At 65.3% G+C, this 22,487-nt stretch carries 19 protein-coding genes; 8 read left to right on the top strand and 11 right to left on the bottom strand.

Going from position 1 to position 22,487, the window contains the following annotated elements; translation table 11 throughout:
• Positions 1-7 precede the first annotated feature (7 nt).
• From NH14_RS27535 to NH14_RS27525, 3 genes are read left to right on the top strand one after another with little or no spacing between them, the layout of a single operon-like run.
• Positions 8-2,635, top strand: coding sequence for a hybrid sensor histidine kinase/response regulator (locus tag NH14_RS27535; protein WP_035530766.1), 2,628 nt, complete (start codon positions 8-10; stop codon positions 2,633-2,635).
• Complete coding sequence (locus tag NH14_RS27530) at positions 2,632-3,789, top strand: hybrid sensor histidine kinase/response regulator (RefSeq protein ID WP_052148342.1); 1,158 nt, start codon at positions 2,632-2,634, stop codon at positions 3,787-3,789. Before NH14_RS27535 ends, NH14_RS27530 begins: the two co-directional genes overlap by 4 nt.
• Positions 3,786-4,454, top strand: a complete 669-nt coding sequence (locus NH14_RS27525; protein WP_052148343.1) for a helix-turn-helix transcriptional regulator — start codon at positions 3,786-3,788, stop codon at positions 4,452-4,454. Before NH14_RS27530 ends, NH14_RS27525 begins: the two co-directional genes overlap by 4 nt.
• Here NH14_RS27525 and NH14_RS27520 read toward each other — a convergent pair.
• Positions 4,440-5,900 carry an ATP-binding protein gene (locus tag NH14_RS27520; protein WP_152617237.1) on the bottom strand — a complete coding sequence of 487 codons (1,461 nt, stop codon included), beginning with the start codon at positions 5,898-5,900 and terminating at the stop codon, positions 4,440-4,442. The two genes, NH14_RS27525 and NH14_RS27520, sit on opposite strands and share 15 nt — an antisense overlap.
• 225 nt (positions 5,901-6,125) lie before the next feature.
• Here NH14_RS27520 and NH14_RS27515 point away from each other — a divergent pair, with 225 nt between their 5' ends.
• Positions 6,126-7,016: a helix-turn-helix transcriptional regulator gene (locus NH14_RS27515; protein ID WP_052148345.1), complete on the top strand. Its 891-nt coding sequence runs from the start codon at positions 6,126-6,128 to the stop codon at positions 7,014-7,016.
• A gap of 53 nt (positions 7,017-7,069) precedes the next feature.
• Here NH14_RS27515 and NH14_RS27510 read toward each other — a convergent pair whose 3' ends face one another.
• The 5 genes from NH14_RS27510 to NH14_RS27490 all read right to left on the bottom strand — a co-directional run bounded on the left by NH14_RS27510 (position 7,070) and on the right by NH14_RS27490 (position 13,083).
• Positions 7,070-9,940, bottom strand: a complete 2,871-nt coding sequence (locus NH14_RS27510; protein WP_035530768.1) for an ATP-binding protein — start codon at positions 9,938-9,940, stop codon at positions 7,070-7,072.
• Between the two features lie 82 nt (positions 9,941-10,022).
• Positions 10,023-10,229, bottom strand: coding sequence for a hypothetical protein (locus tag NH14_RS27505; protein WP_152617238.1), 207 nt, complete (start codon positions 10,227-10,229; stop codon positions 10,023-10,025).
• A gap of 87 nt (positions 10,230-10,316) precedes the next feature.
• Entirely contained in the window at positions 10,317-11,219 is a 903-nt protein-coding gene (locus NH14_RS27500; protein ID WP_035530770.1) for a LysR family transcriptional regulator, read from the bottom strand.
• 21 nt (positions 11,220-11,240) lie between these two features.
• A complete protein-coding gene (locus NH14_RS27495; RefSeq protein ID WP_052148346.1) occupies positions 11,241-11,699 on the bottom strand; it encodes a DUF3331 domain-containing protein in 459 nt (152 codons plus the stop codon).
• Between the two features lie 259 nt (positions 11,700-11,958).
• Complete coding sequence (locus tag NH14_RS27490; RefSeq protein WP_035530772.1) at positions 11,959-13,083, bottom strand: alkene reductase; 1,125 nt, start codon at positions 13,081-13,083, stop codon at positions 11,959-11,961.
• A gap of 274 nt (positions 13,084-13,357) precedes the next feature.
• Between NH14_RS27490 and NH14_RS27485 the strand changes: the two genes are divergently transcribed.
• A complete protein-coding gene (locus NH14_RS27485) occupies positions 13,358-13,795 on the top strand; it encodes a Rossmann-fold NAD(P)-binding domain-containing protein (RefSeq protein ID WP_035530774.1) in 438 nt (145 codons plus the stop codon).
• Here NH14_RS27485 and NH14_RS27480 read toward each other — a convergent pair.
• Complete coding sequence (locus NH14_RS27480) at positions 13,723-14,628, bottom strand: helix-turn-helix domain-containing protein (protein WP_052148347.1); 906 nt, start codon at positions 14,626-14,628, stop codon at positions 13,723-13,725. The two genes, NH14_RS27485 and NH14_RS27480, sit on opposite strands and share 73 nt — an antisense overlap.
• 294 nt (positions 14,629-14,922) lie before the next feature.
• On the opposite strand from NH14_RS27480, the gene NH14_RS27475 reads away from it, so the two are divergent.
• The 3 genes from NH14_RS27475 to NH14_RS27465 are packed head-to-tail and all read left to right on the top strand — an operon-like array spanning position 14,923 to position 17,029.
• Positions 14,923-15,906, top strand: a complete 984-nt coding sequence (locus NH14_RS27475) for an alpha/beta fold hydrolase (RefSeq protein ID WP_035530777.1) — start codon at positions 14,923-14,925, stop codon at positions 15,904-15,906.
• Positions 15,907-15,938: 32 nt separating this feature from the next.
• Positions 15,939-16,637 carry a phosphohydrolase gene (locus NH14_RS27470; RefSeq protein WP_052148348.1) on the top strand — a complete coding sequence of 233 codons (699 nt, stop codon included), beginning with the start codon at positions 15,939-15,941 and terminating at the stop codon, positions 16,635-16,637.
• The gene (locus tag NH14_RS27465) at positions 16,634-17,029 is read left to right on the top strand and encodes a BON domain-containing protein (protein WP_035530778.1); all 396 of its coding nucleotides are present in this window, start codon (positions 16,634-16,636) and stop codon (positions 17,027-17,029) included. The genes NH14_RS27470 and NH14_RS27465 overlap by 4 nt, the downstream gene beginning before the upstream one ends.
• A gap of 128 nt (positions 17,030-17,157) precedes the next feature.
• On the opposite strand, the gene NH14_RS27460 is transcribed toward NH14_RS27465, so the two are convergent.
• From NH14_RS27460 to NH14_RS27445, 4 genes are read right to left on the bottom strand one after another with little or no spacing between them, the layout of a single operon-like run.
• On the bottom strand, positions 17,158-19,437 hold the full coding sequence (locus tag NH14_RS27460; RefSeq protein ID WP_035530781.1) for a xanthine dehydrogenase family protein molybdopterin-binding subunit: 2,280 nt from the start codon (positions 19,435-19,437) through the stop codon (positions 17,158-17,160).
• Positions 19,434-19,931 carry a (2Fe-2S)-binding protein gene (locus tag NH14_RS27455; protein ID WP_035530783.1) on the bottom strand — a complete coding sequence of 166 codons (498 nt, stop codon included), beginning with the start codon at positions 19,929-19,931 and terminating at the stop codon, positions 19,434-19,436. The genes NH14_RS27460 and NH14_RS27455 overlap by 4 nt, the downstream gene beginning before the upstream one ends.
• Positions 19,928-21,211: a c-type cytochrome gene (locus tag NH14_RS27450; RefSeq protein ID WP_035530784.1), complete on the bottom strand. Its 1,284-nt coding sequence runs from the start codon at positions 21,209-21,211 to the stop codon at positions 19,928-19,930. Before NH14_RS27450 ends, NH14_RS27455 begins: the two co-directional genes overlap by 4 nt.
• On the bottom strand, positions 21,208-22,458 hold the full coding sequence (locus tag NH14_RS27445; protein ID WP_052148349.1) for an MFS transporter: 1,251 nt from the start codon (positions 22,456-22,458) through the stop codon (positions 21,208-21,210). The genes NH14_RS27450 and NH14_RS27445 overlap by 4 nt, the downstream gene beginning before the upstream one ends.
• Between the last annotated feature and the right edge of the window lie 29 nt (positions 22,459-22,487).

The raw sequence follows: 22,487 nt of genomic DNA, 5'->3' as shown, positions 1-22,487 counted from the left end.
CTTCGTCATGGCATCCGCGCGCATACTCATCGTGGAAGACGATCGTGTGGTGGCACGCGATATCGCTCAGCAACTGGTGCGATGCGGGCATGTCATCGCGGGCAGTGTCGCGAGCGGCGAGGACGCGATCGCCGTGGCGGCGCAGGCGCCGCTGGACCTCGTGCTCATGGACGTGCGTCTGGAAGGCGAACTGGACGGCATCGATACGGCCACGCGGCTGCGCGAAGCGCACGGCCTGCCCATCGTATTTCTCACCGCCTACGCGGACGAAGAGACGGTTCGGCGCGCGACCGTCACCGAACCGTTCGGCTACGTGCTGAAGCCGTTCGAAGACCAGCAGTTGCGCACCGTCGTGGAAATGGCGCTGTACAAGCATCGCGCGGAGCGCCGGCTGCGCGACAGCGAGCATCGCTATGCGGTCACGCTCGCCAGCATCGGCGACGGCGTGATTGCTACGGACTGCGAATCGCGCATCACGCTGATCAATCCCGTGGCCGAGGCGTTGACGGGATGGTCGAGCGAGGAGGCCGCCGCCCAGCCGCTTGCAGCGGTGCTCGCGCTGATCGACGAGGACACGAATGCGCCGCTGGACGACATCGGCGCCGCGGTTCTGCGCAGGCAGGCCCCAGTTGACTTGCCGCTCAAGACGCGGCTGGTCGGCAGGCATGGGCGCGAAGTTCCGGTCGAAGCCCGAGGCACGCCGATTGTCGATGACGTGGGGCAGGTGGTCGGCGCGGTGCTCGCCATTCGCGACGTGACGCAAACGCGGCGCGCGGCGCAAGCGGAGATACTGCGCGCCACCAACGAGCGCCTCGGCGCGGCCATGCAGGGCTCGAACGTCGGCGTATGGGATCTCGAACTCCATGGCGAAGACGAGCGCCACTGGGTACTGCGCGGCTGGAACACGCACGAGTGGCTTGGTTATGGCGAGCATGCCGACGCTTCCCGCTTCGAGCGGTTCATGGGACTCGTTCATCCCGACGACCTCGACCGCTTTCGCGAGGCGTTCAGGAAAGAGGCCAAAAGCGGCGCAGCGCTGGCGATCGAGCATCGCCTGTTGCACCGTGACGGCTCATACCGATGGGTTCTCACGCGCGGCGCGCCGCGCAGTCCAGCCGGAGGCATGGCTGTCTGTCTGAGCGGCACGGTGATCGACATTACCGCACTGAAGCGCGCGGAACAGGCCGTGCGCGCCAGTGAAGAGCGCTTTCGCGGCACGTTCGAAAATGCCGCGGTCGGCATCGCGCACTGCGATTCGGACGGGCGTTTTCTGCGCGTGAATCAACGCTACTGCGAGATCGTCGGCTACGCGCGTGATGCATTGCTCGACATGACCTTCAAGGACGTCACGGACGCATCGTATTTGCCTGCCAGCGTCTCGCGCTTCGAACTGCTGTTCGAAAAGAAAATCTTTCACTACGCCGAAGACAAGCTGCTCATTCGGGGCGACGGCTCGCGCGTGTGGGTCAATGATTGTGTTGCCCTGCAATGGGAGCCCGGCGAGCAGATCTACCATACGATCGCGGTCCTGCAGGACATTTCCGAGCGTAAAGCGCTCGAAGCAACGGTGCGCGTGGCGCGAGACGAGGCGCAGGCCGCCAATCAAGCCAAAGATGAATTCCTTGCCAACATCAGCCACGAGCTGCGCACGCCGCTGAACGGCATCCTCGGCTATGCGCAGGTCCTGCGCCACGACGACACGCTCGCGCCGCGCCAAAGGTCGCACGTCGCGGTCATCGAGCAAAGCGGAACGCATTTGCTGACGCTGATAAACGATTTGCTCGAATTTGCGCGTATCGGCGCGGGGCGAACCGAACTGCAGCTAGCCGATGTGCTGCTCGCGCCATTTCTGGAAATGCTTGCGGATATGGTCGATGTGCGCGCGAAGGAGAAGGGCCTCACGCAAACCCGCGTGATCGGGCGTTGCCTGCCAGCCGTGATTCGGGTCGACGAAAAGCGCCTACGCCAGGTGCTGCTGAACCTGCTTTCGAATGCGGTGAAATTCACGGACAAAGGCGAGGTCACCTTCACGGTAAGACAGATCAGTCCCGGCCTCCTGCGCTTCGAGGTGGCGGACACGGGCGTGGGGATCACGCGTGACCAGCTCGAGCGCGTGTTCAGCCCGTTCGAGCAGGCGGGCGATACCGAGCAGCGCAGCGCGGGCGTCGGTCTTGGCCTCTCCATCAGTCAACAGCTCGTGCGGCTCATGGGCAGCGAGATTCGTGTGGAGAGCGAACCAGGTCGAGGCAGCCGCTTCTGGTTCGATCTCGCGGTGCAGGTTCCGGGCCATTCGGCCTGTGCGGCGTGCGGCGCGAATGACACGGCGAATCAGGATATCGACGCAGCGGCGCACGAGCCGGCGCCTCGCGCTCGCACGCCTTTGCTGTCCGTTGCGGGCGAGTTCGGCGCGGGCGCGCCGCTGGCCGTCCCCTTGCACGAGGACATGGAAATTTTGCATCGTCTGGCGTTGCGAGGGCAGATGCGCGATGTCATGCGTCACGTCAATGCGCTACTGGAAAGCGACGAACGCTACCGGGCATTCGTGCTGCGTGTGCGCGGGCTCGCGGAAAATTTCGAATCGAGAGCGCTGCTCGCATTCATCGAGCAGCATTGGAATGGAAGAGAGCCCGCATGACAGAGGAATTCAACAGCATCGCGCCGCTCGTTCTGGTGGTCGACGATACGGCGGCGAATCTGGGCCTCGTGGTCGACTTTCTCGAAAGCAATGACCTGCGTGTGTCGATTGCCCGCGACGGCGAAGAAGCGCTCAGTCGCGCGGATCTCGTGCGGCCGGACCTGATACTGCTCGACGTGATGATGCCAGGCCTCGATGGTTTCGAGGTGTGCCGCAGGCTCAAGGAGAACCCGCGCACGAGCGCGGTGCCCGTCATTTTCATGACCTCGCTGTCGCAAACGGAAGACAAGACGGCCGGCTTTCAAGTCGGCGCAGTCGACTACGTGACCAAGCCGCTGCAAATGGCGGAACTGCTCGCGCGGGTCAAGACGCATCTGAATCTGGGGCGCTTGCAGAAAGCCTTGAAGGAGCAGAACGCACGGCTTCAGGAAGAGGTGCGCTGCCGCGAGGCCGCGCAGGAGGCGTTGATCGAAATGATCAACAGCGTGCGCAATACGTCGAACGCCATCGCTCACGATCTCCGAACGCCGCTCACCGAACTGCGCTTCAAAATGGAGGCGATGGTCCTCGACCTCAAGAAGAAAGTCGACGGCGATACGCTCGAACGGCTGGAAGGCGCGTTGGGCGACATCGACCGCGTCATCGGGATTTTCAACGCGCTCTTGCGGCTCGCGGAAATCGATGCGGGCGTGCGCAAGTCGGGGTTCGTGCACAGCGACGTCGCTCACATCGTGGGCGAGGCGGTGGAGTTTTATCAGCCGCTAGCGGAGCTGCGCGGCCTCGCGCTCACGCAGAGCGGCCCGGACAGCTTGCCTGCGCTGGTCGATCCCTTGCTGCTCGCGCAGGCTATCGGCAATCTCATCGACAATGCGCTGAAGTTTGCGAGCACGCGTGTGGATGTCCGCCTGAGCCGCGCCGGCGGCTCGATTGAACTCGTGGTTGCCGACGATGGTCCCGGTGTTGCGGACGCCGAGAAACTCAGGGTGACCGAACGGTTCTATCGCGGCGACGCGAGCCGCGGAACGCCCGGGGTCGGTCTCGGACTCGCGCTCGTCAAAGGGGTGGCGACCTTGCACAGCGGCATGCTGCGGCTCGAGGACAACACGCCGGGTCTGATCGTGAAGCTGGCCCTGGCCGGCGAGGCGCGACATTGAAACGCAACGCGAATCTATCGCACGAGGCGCGGCTCATTCTGGCGCTCCTTGAGCGCGTGGGCGGCGCGCGAGGCGCATGGTTGCCCGATAACGCCTTGCTGCGCGACTTCGATACGCTGATCGACCATCTTCTCGCGCAAGGCAATCCGCAATGCGCGAGCCTCGGCGCGCTGATGCGCGACGCGCTCGCGGCGACGCATGCGGGCACACGAGGGGTCTTGCACGGCCTCTTGATGGCGAGCGCCGCGTGCACCGACGGTACGGATCATCTGGCATTGCTGCTCGATGCTCGCGGCGCGGGGCTCAGTGCGGCGCAACGGCTGCATGCCCTTGGCTGGATCGCCGGTTCGCCCGCGCAGCGCCTCACGCCCTCCGCGCTTGCCCAGGCGCTGGGCATGTCGCGTCAGAACCTTGTGCGAGCGATCAACGGCGAAACGGGCGAGACGCCCAAACGATGGCTGCTTCGCATTCGAATCAAACGCGCGAGAAACCTGCTGACCGATCCCGGCCTCGCACTGAACGATATTGCCCTGATGTGCGGTTTCAGCAGCCACGCGCATTTTTCGCGCACGTTCCGCGATATCACGGGCATGACGCCGCAACGCTGGCGCAAGTGGCGAGGTGGGCCGGTTGCGGCGCGCAGGCGGGATTTATCCGGATCGTGAATACGCCTCGCCGTGTGCGAGCGAAGCGAGATAGCGCGCGTTGCGTTGCGCGAGCGTGGTTGCATCGTCGTCGCTTCGCAAGCGTTCGAGCGCGTAGGTGCGCAGCGTTTGACCCAGGCGATAGGTCACGAGCGGGCTCTCGCATTCAACGGTAATCATCGATTTCGCGGCGAGTTCGCTTATGCCTGCCATCGCGCACGCGTCTTTCAGTGTCTCGTCGCAGGCAACCGCGCGCACGGCGTCGAGCGTGAACGCGTTGTTGAATACGGCCAGGCGGTGAAACAGTCTGCGCGTCGGTGCGCTGAGCAGGTGGTAACTCCAGTCGAGGTTCGCCCGCAGTGTCCGATGACGCGGCAACGCCGTGCGATAGCCCGACGTGAGCAGATCCATGCGCTCGTCGAGCCGCCGGTTCAACTCCACCACGCCGAACAGCGGCGCGCGCGCGGCGGCCAGCTCGATTTCGAGCGGATTGCCGTCCAGCCGTCGGCAAATTTCGGCGGCGTGATGGACGAGGCACTTTTCGATGCGAATCGCCTTGTCGACCGACTGCGCCCGTGCGAGAAAGAGCTGGACGGCGGCCGTGTCGAGCGCCTGCTCAACAGACGCCGCAGACGACGGCACCTCGAGCCCGGCGAGACGCATCACACGCTCGTATGTGCCGTAAAGTCGCTCGCGGCTCGTCACGAGCACGCGCACCAGCGGGTTGTCGGCGACGATGCGCGCGACGAAGGCGCCGACCTCGTCGATCAGGTGCTCCGCCGTGTCGAGCACGAGCAGGCTGCGCCGTCGGGCTAGCGCGCGACGGATGCGCTCGATTGGCGTTGTGCCTTCCGGCGCGCCCTCGTCGATTCCCGCACCGCATTGGTTTGCGATCGCGGCGTGCAACTCCTGCTCACACTTCAACATCGAAAGTTCGACGAAGCAGGTATCGAACGCCGCGACAATCCCAAGCCGGTGCGCGAGAGTCAGCGCCAACGCCGTTTTGCCGATACCCGCCGGTCCCGTGATCGTGAGCGTCTGTGCGCCCCTTAACGCGGCGAGCGCGGCCTCGATCTCGGCGTGCCGCCCGATCAGCGGCGCTTCGAACGAAGGGTAAGGGGGCGTCGCAATGGGTGCCGAAGGCAGGCGACGCCGCGCGGCCTCCGAATGGACGAACCGATAGCCACGGCCGTCGACGGTGACAATGCACGCGCGAGCGTCGCCCAATGCCCGGCGCAACGACGATAGCTGAACGTGCAGATTGTTTTCCTCGACGACTCTCGCGGGCCACACGCCGCGCTTCAATGCTTCCTTGGTGACGATCTCGCCACCGGCTCGAACCAGCGTGGCGAGCACGTCGAACGCGCGTGCCCCGAGCGGCTGCGGCGCGCCGTTTTTGCGCAGCTCGCGCATGTCGAGATCGATTTCGTATTCCGCAATTCGAATCATGCCAATTGAATGCCACACGCAATTTCCTGCGGGGCATTCTAGGCAGGCGTGTGCGAGACCGTCTTGCCACTTTTTGTCGTGTTTTACACGAACGAATAGCCGCACGAGGGACCCGGCGCGGAATGCGCCTTCCCACCCGAATTAAATTTAATTAATCCGGCTTCCTGGGGAAACAGGCTATCTTGACGAGCCATAGACGATGGATGTTTGGCCCACGTTCGCCAGACACCGGACGATAAAGCCATGAATGCGCAATACGCTGGCAATGCCGCGGCCTATTTTCATCTTCCTGAAGCGCGCATTCTGCGGAGCACGTCGTTACAGAACGAGGACATCACGATCACGCGGCTAACGGCCACGAAGAACACGGTCAACCTCACTGATCCGATCCCGCCCGCGAACGCTTTCGTCTTGTCGCTGCAACTCCAGCCATTGCCCAGACACGAATTGTGGCTCGACGGAAAACGCGAACCGGTAACGCCCTACGGGTGCGGCGCGATCTCCGTCGTCGACCTCGCGGCGCGCCCAACGGCCTTTCTTCCTACCGCCTTCGACTGCATCCAGTTCTACTTGCCGCAGGCGACACTCGATCAGTTGGCGGCGGCCGAAGACCGCGCACCCATTCGCGAACTGGCCGTGCCGCACGGGGCGCACGACCCGTTCGTCGAATCGATCGGCAAGCTGTTGCTGCCTGCGCTTTCCGAAGCGCGGGCGCCGCGGCTCTTCGTGGATGGCATCATCGTCGCGCTGCATCATCATCTGGCGGCGCGCTATACGGGCGCTCGCGTGCGCGAACCGCAGGGTCCGGGGCGTCTCGCGGTCTGGCAGGTCGAAAGGGTGAAAGCGATGATCGACGCGCACCTCGACGAGAGCCTCTCCATGCCGCAACTCGCCGCGGCGTGCGAACTCTCGCCGTCGTACTTTTGCCGGGCCTTTCGGCTGACGACCGGCATCGCGCCTTATCAGTGGCTCCTGCGTCGCCGTATGGAAAAGGCGCAGGAGATGCTGGCGAAGACGGACACGTCGATCGCGGAGATCGCGTTCCGATGCGGCTTTTCGGATCAAAGCCATTTCACGCGCACGTTTTCGCGCATGACCGGCGTGCCGCCAGGAGCATGGCGGCGGCCGCGGTGATGAGAGGCGCGGCTAGTGCGCTCCCGGCGACACTGTTAGACGAATCGAATCCGTCACGGCGCGGTCACCGCGCTCAGCTTGCCGCGCAGGTGGGCCAGGCGCTGGATATCGAGCGCAGGCGAGTTCATGTCGAGGACACCGTCGAATTGCGCTAGCAGCGCCACGGCCCGCGCGGCGTCGTCTCGTTCGAAATGATGCGTGGCGAGGTCGAGCGCGGCGCGCAATTTCAAGATCACGGCGCCGTGTTCGCTCGCGAGCGTCATCGCGGCATTCAGGAAGTGCCGCGCCTGTGTTTCGCACTGTGCGCGCGCCTCACGCGCTGCGCCGTCGAGCGCGCGCGCTTGCCGAAGCGCCACGCAGCCCCTGGCGCGCAGCAGTTCGGGCAGGAAGTAATGCTCGCCGTGGGTTTCGCTGCGCTTGATCGCGTCGTCGAGCCTTGCTGCGGCTTCCGCGAAACGCAGCGCGCCTGCAAGCGCCTCGGCGCTCGACACGATAAACGGCGTGACGACGCGCCGGAACCCGCGTGCAAGGAGGCGCTGAAGCGCGGGCTCGAGCCTTTCGAGCGCCGACGCTTCGTCGCCCGACTGCAAATCTATCTGGACGGAGAGGCATTCCGCGAAATCTTCCCAGACGGTAAAGCGGTGAGTCGCCACCTGGGATCGCAACAGGGCGAGATAGCGCGCCGCGGCCTGCACGTCGCCACACTGAAGCGCGACCGGCACCGCCACGGTGGCGAGCACGTGGCTTAGCGATGGCTCCAGCTTGTCGCGGCGCACCGGGTTCAGCGACTTTTGCACCAGTTGCATCGCCTGCTCCGGCTTGCCCTGAAACCAGGCAATGCGTGCGAGCGTCCCATTGCAGAAGATGAACGGGTCCACGCCCAGCGTGCCGCACGATGCGTCCGCCGGGTCCAGTCTGCTGAGCGAGGCAACGGCCGAATCGAGGCGCTCGCGGGCCTGCTCGTGCTCGGCGAAGCAGTGGAGCGAAACGGCGAGCATGGCGCCGGCCAGCAGAATGCCACGCGAATCGCCGCGTTCCGCGGCTTGCTGCAGGCGTGTGGCGTAGCGGATCGACGCCTGAATGTCGGCGATCGTCAGCGTGGAGTTCCACAAGCCCCACAGGGCGCGCGTCATGAACGCCTGGTCGCGCGCCGCCTGTGCGAGCTGCAAGACGCGTTGCCACATCGATATCGCCACCTCGACGTCGTCGCCCACGGAGATGAGCGTGGAGGCATAGGCGGCGCACAGCCGCATTTCGCAGACAACGTCGACCGAGCCTTCGGGCAGCGTGTCGAGCACTTCCAGCGCATGCCGCGCCCGTTCGCAGCATTCGTGCACGAGCGAGGCTTCGAGCAGCGTGCCGACGAGCGCTCCCGCGAGCGCGACGCCCTGGGCGGGATCGCCGTTCTCGGAGAACGCCCAGTCGTAGGCGATGCGCGCGTCGTCGAGAGAAAGTCGCGTGTTGAGATCCGTGCCGGGCCGGCCGCCTTCCGCGTGCGCAAGGCCGATTTCTTCGATGCGCTTTTTCATGTAGCGCATGTGCCGGGACGCGATGGCGTGCAGTTCGCCTTCGTCGCGCTGTTTCTCGAGCGCGTAGGCGCGCGTGCTCTTGGTCAGCCGGTAGGTTGCGATCGGACCGTCGAACTCCACGTTCAAGAGCGACTTCGTCGCAAGTTCGCCGAGACTCGATACGACCACTGCGATCGACATGCCGGGCTCGGTGGCGACCGCGCAAACCGCATCGAACGCGAAGGACCCCGTAAAGCAGCCGATGCGGCGAAAGAGAATGCGCGAAGGCGTGTCGAGCAGCGCATAGCTCCACTCGAACGTCGCGCGCAAGGTCTGGTGCCTCGGCAGTGCCGAACGCAAGCCGCCCGTGAGCAGGTCGAGCTGCTGGTCGAGCCGCGAGGCCACGCCTTCCACGCCGAGCGTGGCCACGCGCGCCGCGGCGAGTTCGATGGCAAGCGGCAGGCCGTCGAGGCGCCTGCAGATGTCGGCGGCGAGCGCGATGCTCCGCTTGTCGGTGGCGCAGTCGGTTGCGAGCGAGCGCGCGCGGCGCAGAAACAGTTCGACCGCGGGCGAGGCGAGCAGCGCCTCGGTTTCCAGCCCGGCCTCGGGCACGGCGAGCGGCTCAAGGCGCAGCACGGATTCGGCGCGGATGTGCAGGGCTTCCCGGCTCGTCACGAGCACGCGCACCGATGCGCTGCGCGCGACCAGCGCCTCCACGAGGCACGCCGCGACGTCGATCACATGCTCGGCGTTGTCGAGCACGAGAAGGCACCCCGAAGCGGCGATGGCATCGTACAGCGCGTCGGTGCGGCGCCGGCCGTCCTCCGTGGAGAGCCTGAAGGTTTCGGCGAGGATATCGAGCACTGCCTCGCTCGAGGATGCCCGGGCAAGCTCCACGAAGCACACGGCTCGACCGCTGCGGCCATGCATGGCATTCGCGGCGTGAAGCGCGAGCGTCGTCTTGCCGATGCCGCCCGCGCCGACGACGGTCGTGACCGGTCCGCGATCGAGCTGATCGAGCAGTTGCTCGATCTCGGCGGCGCGCCCAATGAGCGGCGAGACGAGCGGGGGCAGTGCGGGGAATGCCTGCGCGGGCCCGGCAACGGGGCGCGACTCGGCCGCCTGCACGCCTCTTGCCACCAGCAGATAGCCGCGGCCCGCCACGGTCTTGATCAGATCGCGGTGGGCACCGAGCAACTTGCGCAACGCCGCGATATGCACCTGAAGGCGATTTTCTTCCACGATCTGGCCGGGCCAGACCGCATCCATGATGTCGTCTTTCGACAGAATGGCGCCATTGGCACGATAGAGCGCTTCGAGAATATCGAAAGCGCGCGCGCCGATTCGCTGCGAAAGGCCATTCTGCTGAATGCTTCGCTGATCGAAATTGACCTGCAACGATCCTATTTGAATCATGGTCGTCTCCGGCCGGCGGGATCGTGACTATCCCGGCGGCGCGCATCTGATCGAGCGTTGGCGATAAAACGGTGTGAGGCCATCATTCCCAAGCCGGTTTGGCGTTCCGGCCCTGCTGGAACGCGGTCGAGCGCAGCCGGTTTGCGTTCAATCCGGCAATTTTGCGCAAACCGAAGTGTAAACAAAGCGAAAAGGAGCGTCTTGAACAAAAATGCTCTGCGCCTGGCAAAAAAAAGATGTCTTCGCATGCCTGCGAGCGCGAGCCGCCGCGGCGTTCATCGAGTGGCATGTATGAATGTCACGTCGATTGGGAAAATTGTGGGACGTGCATTTGTCTGTCAAATGCCGATTCGTGCATTTACCGCCGGCGCTGCGCTCACTGCAAGTTGGCCGCCTCGCTGACAAGCTCGATGAAGGCGCGGATACGTCTCGATCCACGCTGGTTCGGCAGATAAAGCGCGGTGACCGCGGACCGGGCGTTGTTCGGATTGACCTCGTAACTTTCGAACAACCGCGTCAGGCGTTCGTTTTGCACGTCGCCGGCCACGAGCCAGCTTGGCAGCAGCGCGATACCGGCGCCGCTTAGCGCCGCTTCGCGAAGAATGTCCGAGTTGTTGCTCTTCAGTCTGCCCGTGACCACGACTTCGGACTGCACGCCATCCCTGGAAAATGCCCAGACCTGCCGCTCGGCGCCATAGGAAAAGCGCAGGGTTTGATGCGCGGTCAGTTCCTCGGGTTGCGCCGGCGCGCCGAATGCGTGCAGATAAGCACGGCTCGCCACGACGTACCGGCTGAAGTTGCCGATGTGCCGGCTGATCACGGCGGCGTCCGGCGGCGGCGTGCCCAGCCGGATTGCGAGGTCGATGCGCTCGGAAACCAGGTCGGCAACCGTGTCGGTCAGCGTGATGTCGAGGTCGATCCTGGGATAGCGCGAAAGGAACGCGCCGAGGTGCGGACTGATGCACTGGCGGGCAAACTCCACCGGCACCGATACCCGCAGCGGACCGGAGGCCTCATCGCCGCGATCCGTGACGGCGGCGTCGGCTTCGGCGATGTCTTCGAGAATGCGCTGCGCGCGCAGGTAGTACGCTTTGCCCGCATCGGACAGCGTGACCTGGCGCGTCGTTCTGTTGAGCAGCGCGGTGCCGAGCGATGCTTCCAGCGCGTCGAGCGCGCGCGTGACAGACGAGGTCGCGAGGTCGAGCTTGCGCGCCGCGCTCGAAAACCCGCCGCTCTGTGCCACTGCGACGAAAGCGCGTAGCGCCTGAAGTTTGTCCATCGCCTGGCCTCCGGTGCAGCGCTAGTGCCCGTATCCGAGGCCCGAGTACAAGCGAATATCGAGTCCTTCGGAAGCCTCCAGTACGCAGGCGAGAATCGAGTGGTTGGCATTGGCCGGCCACGTGCCGCGCCGATAAGGGCGGTAGACGGCGTCGCCGCGGTTCACGGTCCTGCCCGTTACAGTGCAGACCGTTTTGCGGCGCGAGTGGGTGCGCTTCCAGATCTGATCTGCGTAATGGCCGAACGTGGCGTCATGCCAGCAAAGCGAGACGACCGTGCTCGAAAGGCGCTCGAGCACGCGGATGCGGCCTGAAAAGACGGTATGGGATGCCGATCGCGACGCACGCTGCGGCGAACATGCGCGAGTTGCCTTGCGCTTCACGCCTTCCTGATCCGCTTCGGCGTCCGCGCTCGAGCGCGAAGCGCGCTCGAGCAAGAGGATGGTCTGTTTCCACGGTTCGTCGTTTGCATAGGGTTCCATTGGGCAGCTCCATTGCGCATGCATGCGATCGGGTCCTGGCTCGCCGGCGTGGGCACGTTGCCGTTGCGGGCGTCGCGCGGGAGGACATCGCATCGAGGCCGCGCGGGAGATTCCATTGTGAATCGTGGCAGCTGAAAGGTCCTTAGCCGGCGGATGAAATCTCCTGAAATCTCGATGGCGCGGTATGCACGGCGCGAAGCTCGGCGGGACTCGGTTTGCGCAGGCGGGCGGCAGCCCCGGCGGCCCCGCGTGCATGCAGTCAGTCCGATGCGCGCGCGAAGGCCGGATAGTCAATATAGCCGCTCGCGTCGCCGCCGAAGAACGTGCTCGGGTCGGCCTCGTTCAGGGGCAGGGCGCCGCGCAAACGAGCGGGGAGGTCCGGATTGGCAATGAAAGGACGGCCGAACGCGATGAGATCGGCGCGGCCGCTTTCGATCGCCTTTATCGCGGTTTCCAGCGTGTACCCGCCCGCGAGCATCAATACGCCGTTGAATCGCTGCCGCATGAGCTGGATGATGGCGTCCCAGCGGGGATCGTACTTTTCGTCCTTCACCGTGCCGACGATAGCGGGCTCGACGAGGTGCAGATACGCCAGATTCCGCTCGTTCAGGTGCTCGGCGATATGCCCGAAGGTGGCCTCGGGCGTGTCGTCGCCCATGCCCATGAAGCGGCCCATGGGCGTGAGTCGCACGCCGACGTTGACTGCGCCCACTTCGGCGCTGACCGCATCGACGACTTCGAAGAGCAGACGCGTGCGGTTCTCGATGCTGCCGCCATAGGCGTCGGTGCGGCGATTGCTGTTGCTATTGATGAACTGGTCGATCAGGTAGCCGTTGCCGGCATGAATCTCGACTCCGTCCATACCGGCTTGCATGGCGTGGCGCGCGGCGACGCGAAAGTCCTGCACGATCTGCGCGATCCCTTCGATGGTCAATGCCTGGGGCACCGGAACATCGGCCCAGACGCCGTTGCCATTGCTGTCGACGATAAACGTCTTGCCCGGCACGGGCATCGCAGTGGGAGCGACAGGCAAACCTGCGTCCGGCTGGAAGACCGGGTGCGAGACGCGCCCCACGTGCCAGAGCTGCAGGAAGATCTTGCCGCCTTCGGCATGGACAGCCTCGCTTACGGCGCGCCATCCCTCGATTTGCCCGGGGCTATGAATGCCGGGCGTCCAGGCATAGCCTTGCCCCTGCTGCGATATTTGCGTGGCCTCGGTGACGATCAGCGCCGCCGCCGCGCGTTGCCGGTAATACTCGGCGTTCATGGGCGTCGGCACATTGCCCGGCTGGCCCGCGCGCGAACGCGTGAGCGGCGCCATGGCGACGCGATGGGCGAGTGTATGGCGGCCGAGGCGGATCGGTTCAAAGAGAGCGTCAGACATTGAAATCTCCGTGCAGGAAAAGGGAGCGGGATGTCCGCAACCTTATCGGCGATGGCGACCACGGAGAATCCGTCTCATGCGCTAAGCAGTTTTGCGCGGGACGCAAGCCATCGGAACGGCGGGCGATGCGCTTCGAGATCGAGCGTGCGTAGGGAGGAGGGGGCGAGTTTGCAGGGCACGCAATGCCATGTTGCGTTCAGCCTGGATTCCGGATGGCGTCCGTCATGCCTACTCTGTCGACGTGGCCTCGGGGCCGAACTGAAGGAGCAACGACATGACTGATCAAACATCGCGTCGCGCAGTGATCATTGGCGGTTCGCTGGGCGGGCTTTTCACCGCTGCGTCTTTGCGGGCCGTCGGCTGGACGGTCGATGTGTACGAGCGCTCGATCAGCGAACTTGACAGCCGTGGCGGCGGCCTCGTCATGCAGCCCGATTTGCTCGAGGCATTCCGGTTCGCCGGTATCGCACACGCACCGCAGCTTGGCGTGCCCTCGCGGGACCGGCAGTATCTCGACGCGAGCGGCGCGGTGCTGTTGCGCCAGCGTATGCCGCAGGCGCAGACCGCCTGGAGCGTGCTGTACAACACCTTGAGGACCTCAGCGTGCACACGATGTCATGATGCGCGCCTGAAGCCGCATCACGCCCGGCGGCGCCACGCGCCCGGCGGCACGCCGACGATCCTGAGAAAGACGCGGCTCAAGTGGCTTTGATCCGCGAAGCCGCAGGATGCCGCGATTTCCGAAAGCGTCATGTCCGTGGCGTCCATGAGGCCTCGCGCCTGCTCCGTGCGCTTTTCGAGGACCCATTGATACGGCGTTTGCCCCGTTTCCTTCGCGAATGCGCGAATGAAATAGCCGCGTGACAGGCCGCATTCGCGCGCGACATCGGCAATCGAGAGGCCGTCGCGGGAACACTCGAGCAGCATCTCCTTCGCGCGGGCCGCGCAGGCGCGCGACAGCGCACCCTTGACGCGTTCGTCGGCGGCCCGCAGATTGCCGTATTGCCGCGCGAGATGCGTGCCGATGGCAACGCCGATCTGCTCGATGAGCAGCGTGTTGACCGGGCCGGATGTTTCGAGGCTGGCGGCAAGCGCACGCGCGAGATGGCCGAGCACGGCGTCTTCCTGCTCGAGTGCGCAAGTTAGCCCCTGCACGGGAGGTACGTTATGCTCGTCGGCCAGGTGATTCAGGAAAGCGTGAGACAACTCGACCAGCAGAAAGTCGAAATTGCCGTATAGATCCGCGCGGTAATGCTCGGAAAAGTCGCGGATATAAATCGAGTTGTCGCCAAAGCGGCGATCGATTGTCTGCGCTGCGCGGAAAATCTTGCGCCGGTGACCGCTTCGCAACGAGACGCCCACGAGAAAGCCACGCTCGCATCCGGGCATCGCAATGCGTTCCAGCTCCGGCGTGTCCATGCACTTGCGAAAGAACGTGATGCCGCCGGTCGCGACTTGCACGTCCCGGCGCAGATTGGTGCTCACGCACCCGAGCGAGTCTTTCGAACCGGTTGAGCTATTCGGCATGAACGGTGATGAAATCATCGGTGTGATCCGTACGCATTGATATGCCCGGCAATGTCATTGTAATGCGTCGTAATTATGGCGCAGAACGCAAGCGCGCGCTGGCCGTGCGGGGCGCAGCGCCGAACTCGCGCGCGGCCGGCGTCTGAATCGGCCATTAAGCATATTTAAGCACCGGAAAAGGACCTTTTAATTTGGCGTCGCTAAGCTCTTTTCCCGATGCGGGGCGTAGCCTCTTTGCATCGTGGACAACAGCAACACGCAGACTCATCACGCGCCACCCCGCGTATGGGTCGGCAACGACGGAGAATAACGATGACCTTGCAAGAAAACGCGGATGCGCCGTCGCCCACGCGACGCAGAATGCTTTCGGCCAGCGCAGGCGTGGCCGGGGCGCTCGCCATGTCGGGTCTGCCCTCGGCGGCGTCGGCCGCCGGCGGCACGGCCGCGCACGGCGGCGGCGAGCATCAGCGCCACGGCAGCTTCGTGAAGGCGAAAGACGGCACCGAGATCTTTTTCAAGGACTGGGGCACGGGCATCCCGGTGGTCTTCTCGCACGGCTGGCCGCTTTCGGCGGATGCGTGGGATGCGCAAATGCTCTTTCTCGTGAACCAGGGCTATCGCGTGATCGCGCACGACCGTCGCGGCCACGGGCGCTCGGGCCAGCCGTCCGCCGGAAACGATATGGATATCTATGCAGACGATCTGGCCGCTGTGCTCGACGCGCTCGACGTGCGCAACGCCATGCTCGTCGGCCACTCGACGGGCGGCGGCGAGGTGGCGCACTACATCGGCAGGCATGGCTCGAAGCGGGTGGCAAAGGCGGTGCTGATCGGCGCCGTGCCGCCGCAGATGGTCAAGTCGGCGACCAACCCCGGCGGCCTGCCGATGTCCGTGTTCGACGGCATTCGCGACGGCGTGGCGGCCAACCGCTCGCAGTTCTATCTCGACCTCGCAACGCCGTTCTATGGCTTTAACCGCCCGAACGCGAAGGTTTCGCAGGGTCTCGTTCAGGACTTCTGGCGGCAGGGCATGCAGGGCTCGATCAAAGGCCAGTACGAGTGCATCAAGCAGTTCTCCGAGGTCGACTACACGGAAGACCTGAAGAAGATGGACATGCCGACGCTCATTTTGCACGGCGACGATGACCAGATCGTGCCGATCGACGATTCGGCGCGCCTCTCGGCGAAGCTCGTCAAGCACGCTACGCTCAAGGTGTATCCCGGCGCGCCGCATGGCATGTGCAGCACGCACGTTGCCGAAGTGAATGCGGATCTGCTGGCGTTCCTGAAGGCGTAAGGCCGATTGCCGGCGTAAGCACGGAGCGCGTCATGAAGCCTGAACCAGCAGCAACTCCGGACGAAGTGGCGGGCGTGCTTATTCCGCGCACCGCGCTCGCGGCTCTCGCTTTCGAGAACGCGTGCGCGGCGCTCGATCCCGTGCTGATCGGACACGCGCATCGCGTGTTCGTGTTCGCCGCGCTCGCCGCGCGTCGCGCGCGTGAAGCCTGTGACGCGGAAACACTCTACGTGAGCGCGATGTACGCGAATATGGGCCTGAGCCCGGCCTATGCACACTCGAAGCTGCGCTACGAGGTGGACAGCGCCGATGCGGCGCGCGCGCTGCTCGCGCGCGTGTCCCCCCGCGTGGCGGAGGACGTGTGGCGGGCAATCGCCCTGCACACCACGCCGGGCATTCCGGAGCATGTTTCGCCGCTCGCGCGTCTGCTGGCGCAAGCGGCGTGGACCGATCTCGTCGGCGAGCATTACGACGCCTATACGCGTGCCGAGCGCGGGGCCATTCTGGCGGCCTATCCGCGCGAAGCCACGTTCTGCGAAGACGTGATCCGGGCGATCGGCAGAGGCGTCGCCCATCGCCCGCACACGACGAGCGGCACGTGGAGCGCGGACATTCTTGCCCGCATCGATCCCGACTACTGCCGGCTGAATTTTTGCGGGCTCATTCTGGGCTCGCGCTGGACTCAGCCGGACAAGAACTTACTTTCCCACTCAAGAAGACTAAAACGATGAAGCAACGTTTCATTCCGATGCTGGCCGCGCTCGCATTGACGGGCGTTCACGCCCTGGCCGCCGATGCGGCAACGTCCTATTCGCCGCCCGTCGCGACGCACGCGCCGAACGCCACTTCGGGCGCGGCACAGGAGAAAGCGGCGCGCAAAGCGGCCCACAAGGCCGCGAAAGCCGCCGATCGCAAACTGGCCGCAAACGTGCGCAAGGCGGTGACGAAGGCAGGCGATGTGCCGATGGCAAACGTCGTCGTGCTCGCGAAATCGGGCGTGGTCACGCTCACCGGAACGGTTCCTGAGACCGCCCAGATCGCGGTCGCGGAGCAGCATGCGCAAGACGTGGAAGGCGTGAGCCAGGTCGTCAACCGGTTGTCGGTGCGCACGCCCGGCAACTAAGCGGCCAAGCGGTTGAGCGAAACGATAAGCCGGCATTACGCCGGCTTATCGTTGCTTGCGCCGCTCGTGCCGCCACTGCTTGAGCGTGTGCGGCACGCCATCGAGGAAGGCGTCGATATCGCCGGGCGCTATACCTCGATGAGTTTTCTCAGCGTGTCGCCCGCCAGCGGCATTTCGCGCACCCGTTTGCCGGTCGCGTCGAAGATCGCATTGCCGAGTGCGCCCGCAGCGGGCCCCATCGAGGCCTCCGCCGTGCCGAGGAACGGTGCGCCGGGCCGGTCGATCAGGTGCACGTCGATGCGCTTTGGCGCCGAATCGAAACGCAGGATCGGGTACGTTCCCCAGTCGAAGCTGCGAATGCGGCTCGTGTCGTAGCGCAGTTCCTCGTGCAGCGTCCAACTGGCCGATTGCACGATGCCGCCTTCGATCTGGTTGCGCACGCCGTCGGGATTCACGACCTGGCCGCAATCCACGGCGACTTGCGCCTCTTCCAGCCGCACGAGACCCGTCTCGGGCTCGACGGAGATTTCCACGGCGATGGCCACATACGCCATCAAATTCTTGTACCTCGCGAACGCGAAACCCACACCGCGACTGCGCGCGCGCGGCGGCCGCGGCCAGCCGAACCGCTTCGCCGCAAGCTGGATCACATCGCGCGCACGCGCATCGTCCATGTGGCGCAGCCGGAACTCGACGGGATCGATACCGGCCATATGCGCGAGATCGTCCATGGTGCTCTCGATCGAGAACACGTTGGTGTGCGCGCCGAGCGAGCGCATTGCCGAAGTCTGCAGCGGCATGGTCGGCGAGAAGTTGTTCATCACCTCGATGTTCGGCAGCGTGTAGAGCGGGATGCCGTTGCGGTCGCCGCCGCCTTCGGGTTGCAGCATCGGCGTAGAAGGCGCGGAAACAAAGGGCTTTTCCAGCATGCGCGCGGGCAGCAGCCGCCCGGCGTTGACGATGCGCTCGTTGTGCGAGCTGCTCCAGAGCGCGTATTGCCAGTCCACGATGCGCCCGCTCGCGTCGATCGACGCCTTCACCTCAGTCACCATCGCGGGCGTGAAGTGGTCCCATGTGTGTTCCTGTTCGCGCATCCACTGCACGCGCACCGGATGCCCCGGCATGGCCGCGGCGATCAGCGCGGCATGCGCGGCGGCATCGTCTGCGCCGTTGTGGCCATAGCAGCCGGAGCCTTCGGTGTGGACGCAGCGCACGCTTTCCTTCGGCATGGAAAGCATTTCGGCCAGCGCGTCGCGCAGCGGATAAACGCCTTGCGAATGGGTCCAGACGGTGAGCTGGCCCGCGTCGAGATGCGCGACGGCGCACGAAGGCCCGATCGAGCCGTGCATCAAATAGCGCTTGATGAAGCGCGCTTCCAGCGTTTTCACGGCGGGCGCGGCGGGCGCATGGTGATCCGCGATCTTGATCTGCTGCGTGCAGAGCGGCTTGAGGTCGCGATGCACGGTGGCCGGATCGGGCAGCGCGCGCCCCGGCGACCATTGGCAACTCGCCGCGAGGGCGCGTTGCGCCGCAATCGCTTGCCATTCGCCTTGCGCCACCACGGCCAACATGCTGCCGTTGCGCACGATCCTCACGACACCGGGCATCTTCGCGATGGCGGTTTCGTCGAATGTGAGGAGTTTCGCGTCGTACACGGGCGGCATGACAATGCGTGCGTGCAGCATGCCCGGCAACTGCATGTCCTGCACATAGCTCGCACCGCCCGTGACCTTCGACGGAATATCGAGGCGCGGCAACGGCGTGCCGATGACGCGGAACGTCTTCGGGTCCTTGAGCGGCGAAGTGGGCGTGGCGTTGCGATGCAGGTCCACGAGGCCGACGGCTTCGCTGTAGTGCATCGTGCGGCCGTCTTGCGTGCGAATGACGGCATCGCTCGCGCTGAGCGTGCCCGCATCGACGCTGAAGTGCTTCGCGGCGGCGCCGACCAGCAGGCCGCGCACCTGCGCGGCGGCATTGAGCAGCGCACTGCCGCTGTCGGCCATGGTGTGGCTGCCCGCCGTGAGGCCTTCGTCGGGCGAGGCGCCCGTGTCGGCGGTGAGGAACGTGATGAGCGAGGGCGCCATGTTCAGCTCTTCGGCGGCGACCTGAAGCAGCGCCGTGCGCACGCCCGTGCCGAGTTCGACCTTGCCCGTAAAGACCGTGACCTTGCCGGCGGGCGTGATCTTGATCCACGCATCGAGCAGCGGGTTGGTTTTGAGGCTCCCGGCAAGTGCCTGGGTCTCCTTCGCAATGTGCACGGCCGCGCCTTCGTCGGCGATGACTTCCTGAGCGAGCACGTTCGCGCCCTTGACCATGCTGAACGCGACGAAAAGCGCGCCGGAAATCATGAAATGCCGGCGGCGTTCGTCGATGGGCGCGTCGATGGAATCGTCGTCGTGGTGGCTCATGATGTGGTCTTCGCGGCAGTGACGGAATGGGTGGGCGGGGCGCTCACGCCCGCGACGTCGCCGATGGCGGCGAGAATGCGCATGTGCGTGCCGCAGCGGCACAGGTTCGGCGCCATGTGCGCGCGTATTTCCTGCTCCGTGGGATGCGGGTTGCGATCAAGCAGCGCCTGCGCGCGCATGATCATGCCCGCGATGCAGTAGCCGCACTGCGCCGCCTGGTGCTTGATGAACGACTGCTGCAACGCGCCCGGATGCGCCGCGCTGCCGAGGCTTTCGAGCGTGCGAACCGGCCGCTCGCCGATCGCGCTCACGGGCACGAGGCAGGAGAAGGTCGCTTCGCCGTCCACGATGACGGTGCACGCGCCGCATTGACCGAGTCCGCAGCCGAACTTCGCGCCATGCAGCTTGAGATCGTTGCGCAGCGCATAGAGCAACGGCGTGGCGGGGTCGATGTCGAGCGCGTGCTGCACGCCGTTGACGTTCAGTGAAATCATCGCGCACTATCCTCCTTTCTGAGCTGGGCGACGAGCGGTTCGGCGTCGGGCCACGCGGGTCGGGTCGAGTAGGCGCCACGCACGTAGGCGACGATGTCGGCGATCTGCCGGTCGTCGTAGACGCCCATAAACGCGGGCATATAGTTCATCGCGTCCGCGCCTTTCCAGTTGATGCCGTTCAGGATCATCTGCACGGCGTTGCGCGGCGTGCCCGAGTTGACCGCCGTGCTGAACGCGAGCGTCGGACGCTCGCCGATCGTTTGCATCGGCGAGCCCGGGCCGTGGCATTGCGCGCACGAGGCGTTGAAGAGGACCGCGCCGCGCTGTTCGGCGGGCGTGGCTTCGTGTGCCGCGACGCGTACTGCGGGCGTCGCATCGCCTGGCGCGCCCTTCTGCAGCGAGAGGAAGTAGGTGGCGATCGCCTCGACGTCTTCCACCGGCACGGTCGCGAGGTCGCGCGTGACCGGCAGCATCGGGCCCGCGGCGGCGCCGTGCTCCGAGGCGCGGCCGGTGCGCAGGTAGGTGACGAGCTGCGTCGTCGTCCACGGCTTCGCCGCGCTCTCAAGCGCATTGAGCGGGGGCGCTTCCCAGCCGTCCACCACGCCGCCGTCGAAGGCGCGGCCGGCCTTCTCGCCGCCGATCGCGTTCAGCGGCGAATGGCACGAGGCACAGTGGCCGAGGCCGTCTACGAGCAGCTTGCCGCGGTTCCACTGGGCGTCCTGCGAAGCGTCCGCTTCGCGCGAACCCGCGCGCAGAAAGAGCAGGTTCCAGAAGGCCACCGGCGGCCTGAAATTCAGCGGAAAGATCAGTTCGTTGGCCGGCGCGCTCGCATGAACCGGTTCGCGGCTCATCAGGTAGGCGTAGGCGGCGGCAATGTCGTGGTCGGACATGCGCGTGAAATGCACGTACGGAAACGCGGGATAGAGCAGATGCCCGTCCCGCGAGACGCCGTGCCGCACCGCCCGCGCAAAGGCCGCCTCCGACCACGCGCCGATGCCCGTTTGCGGCTCCGGCGTGATGTTGGTCGCGTAGATCGTGCCGAACGGCGTGGCGAGCGGCAAGCCGCCCGCGAACGGACGGCCGCCTTTCGCCGTGTGGCAGACGATACAGTCGCCGAGCGCGACCACGCGCGCGCCCTCGCGCTTGAGCTGCGCATCGAAGCTGTCCGGCGACGGCGGCGCAATGGGCGCGATGGGCGGCCTGTACATGATGGCCGCGGCGGCCGCGATGGCCACGACGATGCTTGCGGCCGCACCGATCCAGAGTCCTCTGCGCTTCATGATCGCTCCCGTTGCGCGACGGCATGCGCCGCCAGGCTCGTTGCGCGCGCATGCGGGCGGCCCACGAGCAGAAAATGCACGAAAGCGACGAGCGGGAACGCCAGCGCAACGCCCGCGACGAGCGTCCAGCCGCCGCGTTCATACAGCGTGCTCGCGAGCGCCGAGCCGATCGCGCCGCCAGCGAAGATGCTCGTCATGTAGAGCGCATTGAGGCGGCCGCGGCTTGGCGCGTGAAGCGCGTAGATTTCGCGCTGCCCGAGGACCATGTTCATCTGCACGGCGAAGTCCAGCACGATGCCCGTGACGACGAGACCGTACACGCCGAACGCCGGATGAATCAGCGCGGGCGTATAGGCTAGTGCGGCAGCGATCAAGGCGATGAACGTGGCGCGCACGGAGTGGCCCGCATCGGCGAGGCGACCGGCGAGCGGCGCGGACGTCGCACCGATGGCGCCGACCAGCGCGAACACCGCGATCGCGGACTGCGAGAGGCCATAATGGCGCGTGAGTTCGATGGGCACGGCGGTCCAGAACAGGCTGAACGAGGCGAACATCAACCCTTGATAGAACGCGCGGTGGCGCAGCACCGGCATGGTGCGTACAAGATGAAGCAGCGAACCGATGAGCGCGAAATAGGATGTTTGATGCTCTGGCTGGCGGCGCGGAATGGTCAGCGCGAGGACGGCCGTGACGAGCGCCATGAGCACAGCGGCGGCGGCGAACACGAAACGCCAGCCGAAATGGTCGGCGACGACGCTCGAGAGCGGGCGCGCGAGCAGGATGCCGAGCAGCAGGCCGCTCATGATCGTGCCGACAATGCGGCCGCGCGCGTGATCGGGCGCGAGGTGCGCCGCGAGCGGAATGAGGATCTGCACCGCGACGGAGCTGAAGCCGATCAGCAGCGAGAGGGCGAGGAACCAGCCTGGAGAGTGCGCGAGCGAAGCGGCCCCGAGGCTCGCGATCGACACGAGGGCCGTCGTGATCATGAGCTTGCGGTTTTCGAGCAAGTCACCGAGCGGCACGATGAAGAACAGGCCGAGTGCGTAGCCGATCTGCGTGAGCGACACGATCAGGCTCGCCGCACCGGCCGACATATGCAGCGACGGCCCGATCAGTTCGGTGATCGGCTGCGCGTAGTACAGATTGGCGACGATCGCACCGCAACTGAATGCGAAGAGCGCAATGAGTCCCTGGGTGAGCTTGATTGCCTGCGTTTTGTGGCCAAGCGTGCTCGACGGCGTGGGCATGATGGTTCCTTGTACGATGAAGTCACTGT

The organism is Paraburkholderia sacchari, from assembly GCF_000785435.2.
Classification (GTDB): domain Bacteria; phylum Pseudomonadota; class Gammaproteobacteria; order Burkholderiales; family Burkholderiaceae; genus Paraburkholderia; species Paraburkholderia sacchari.
This window is presented reverse-complemented; position numbering and strand designations above follow the sequence as displayed.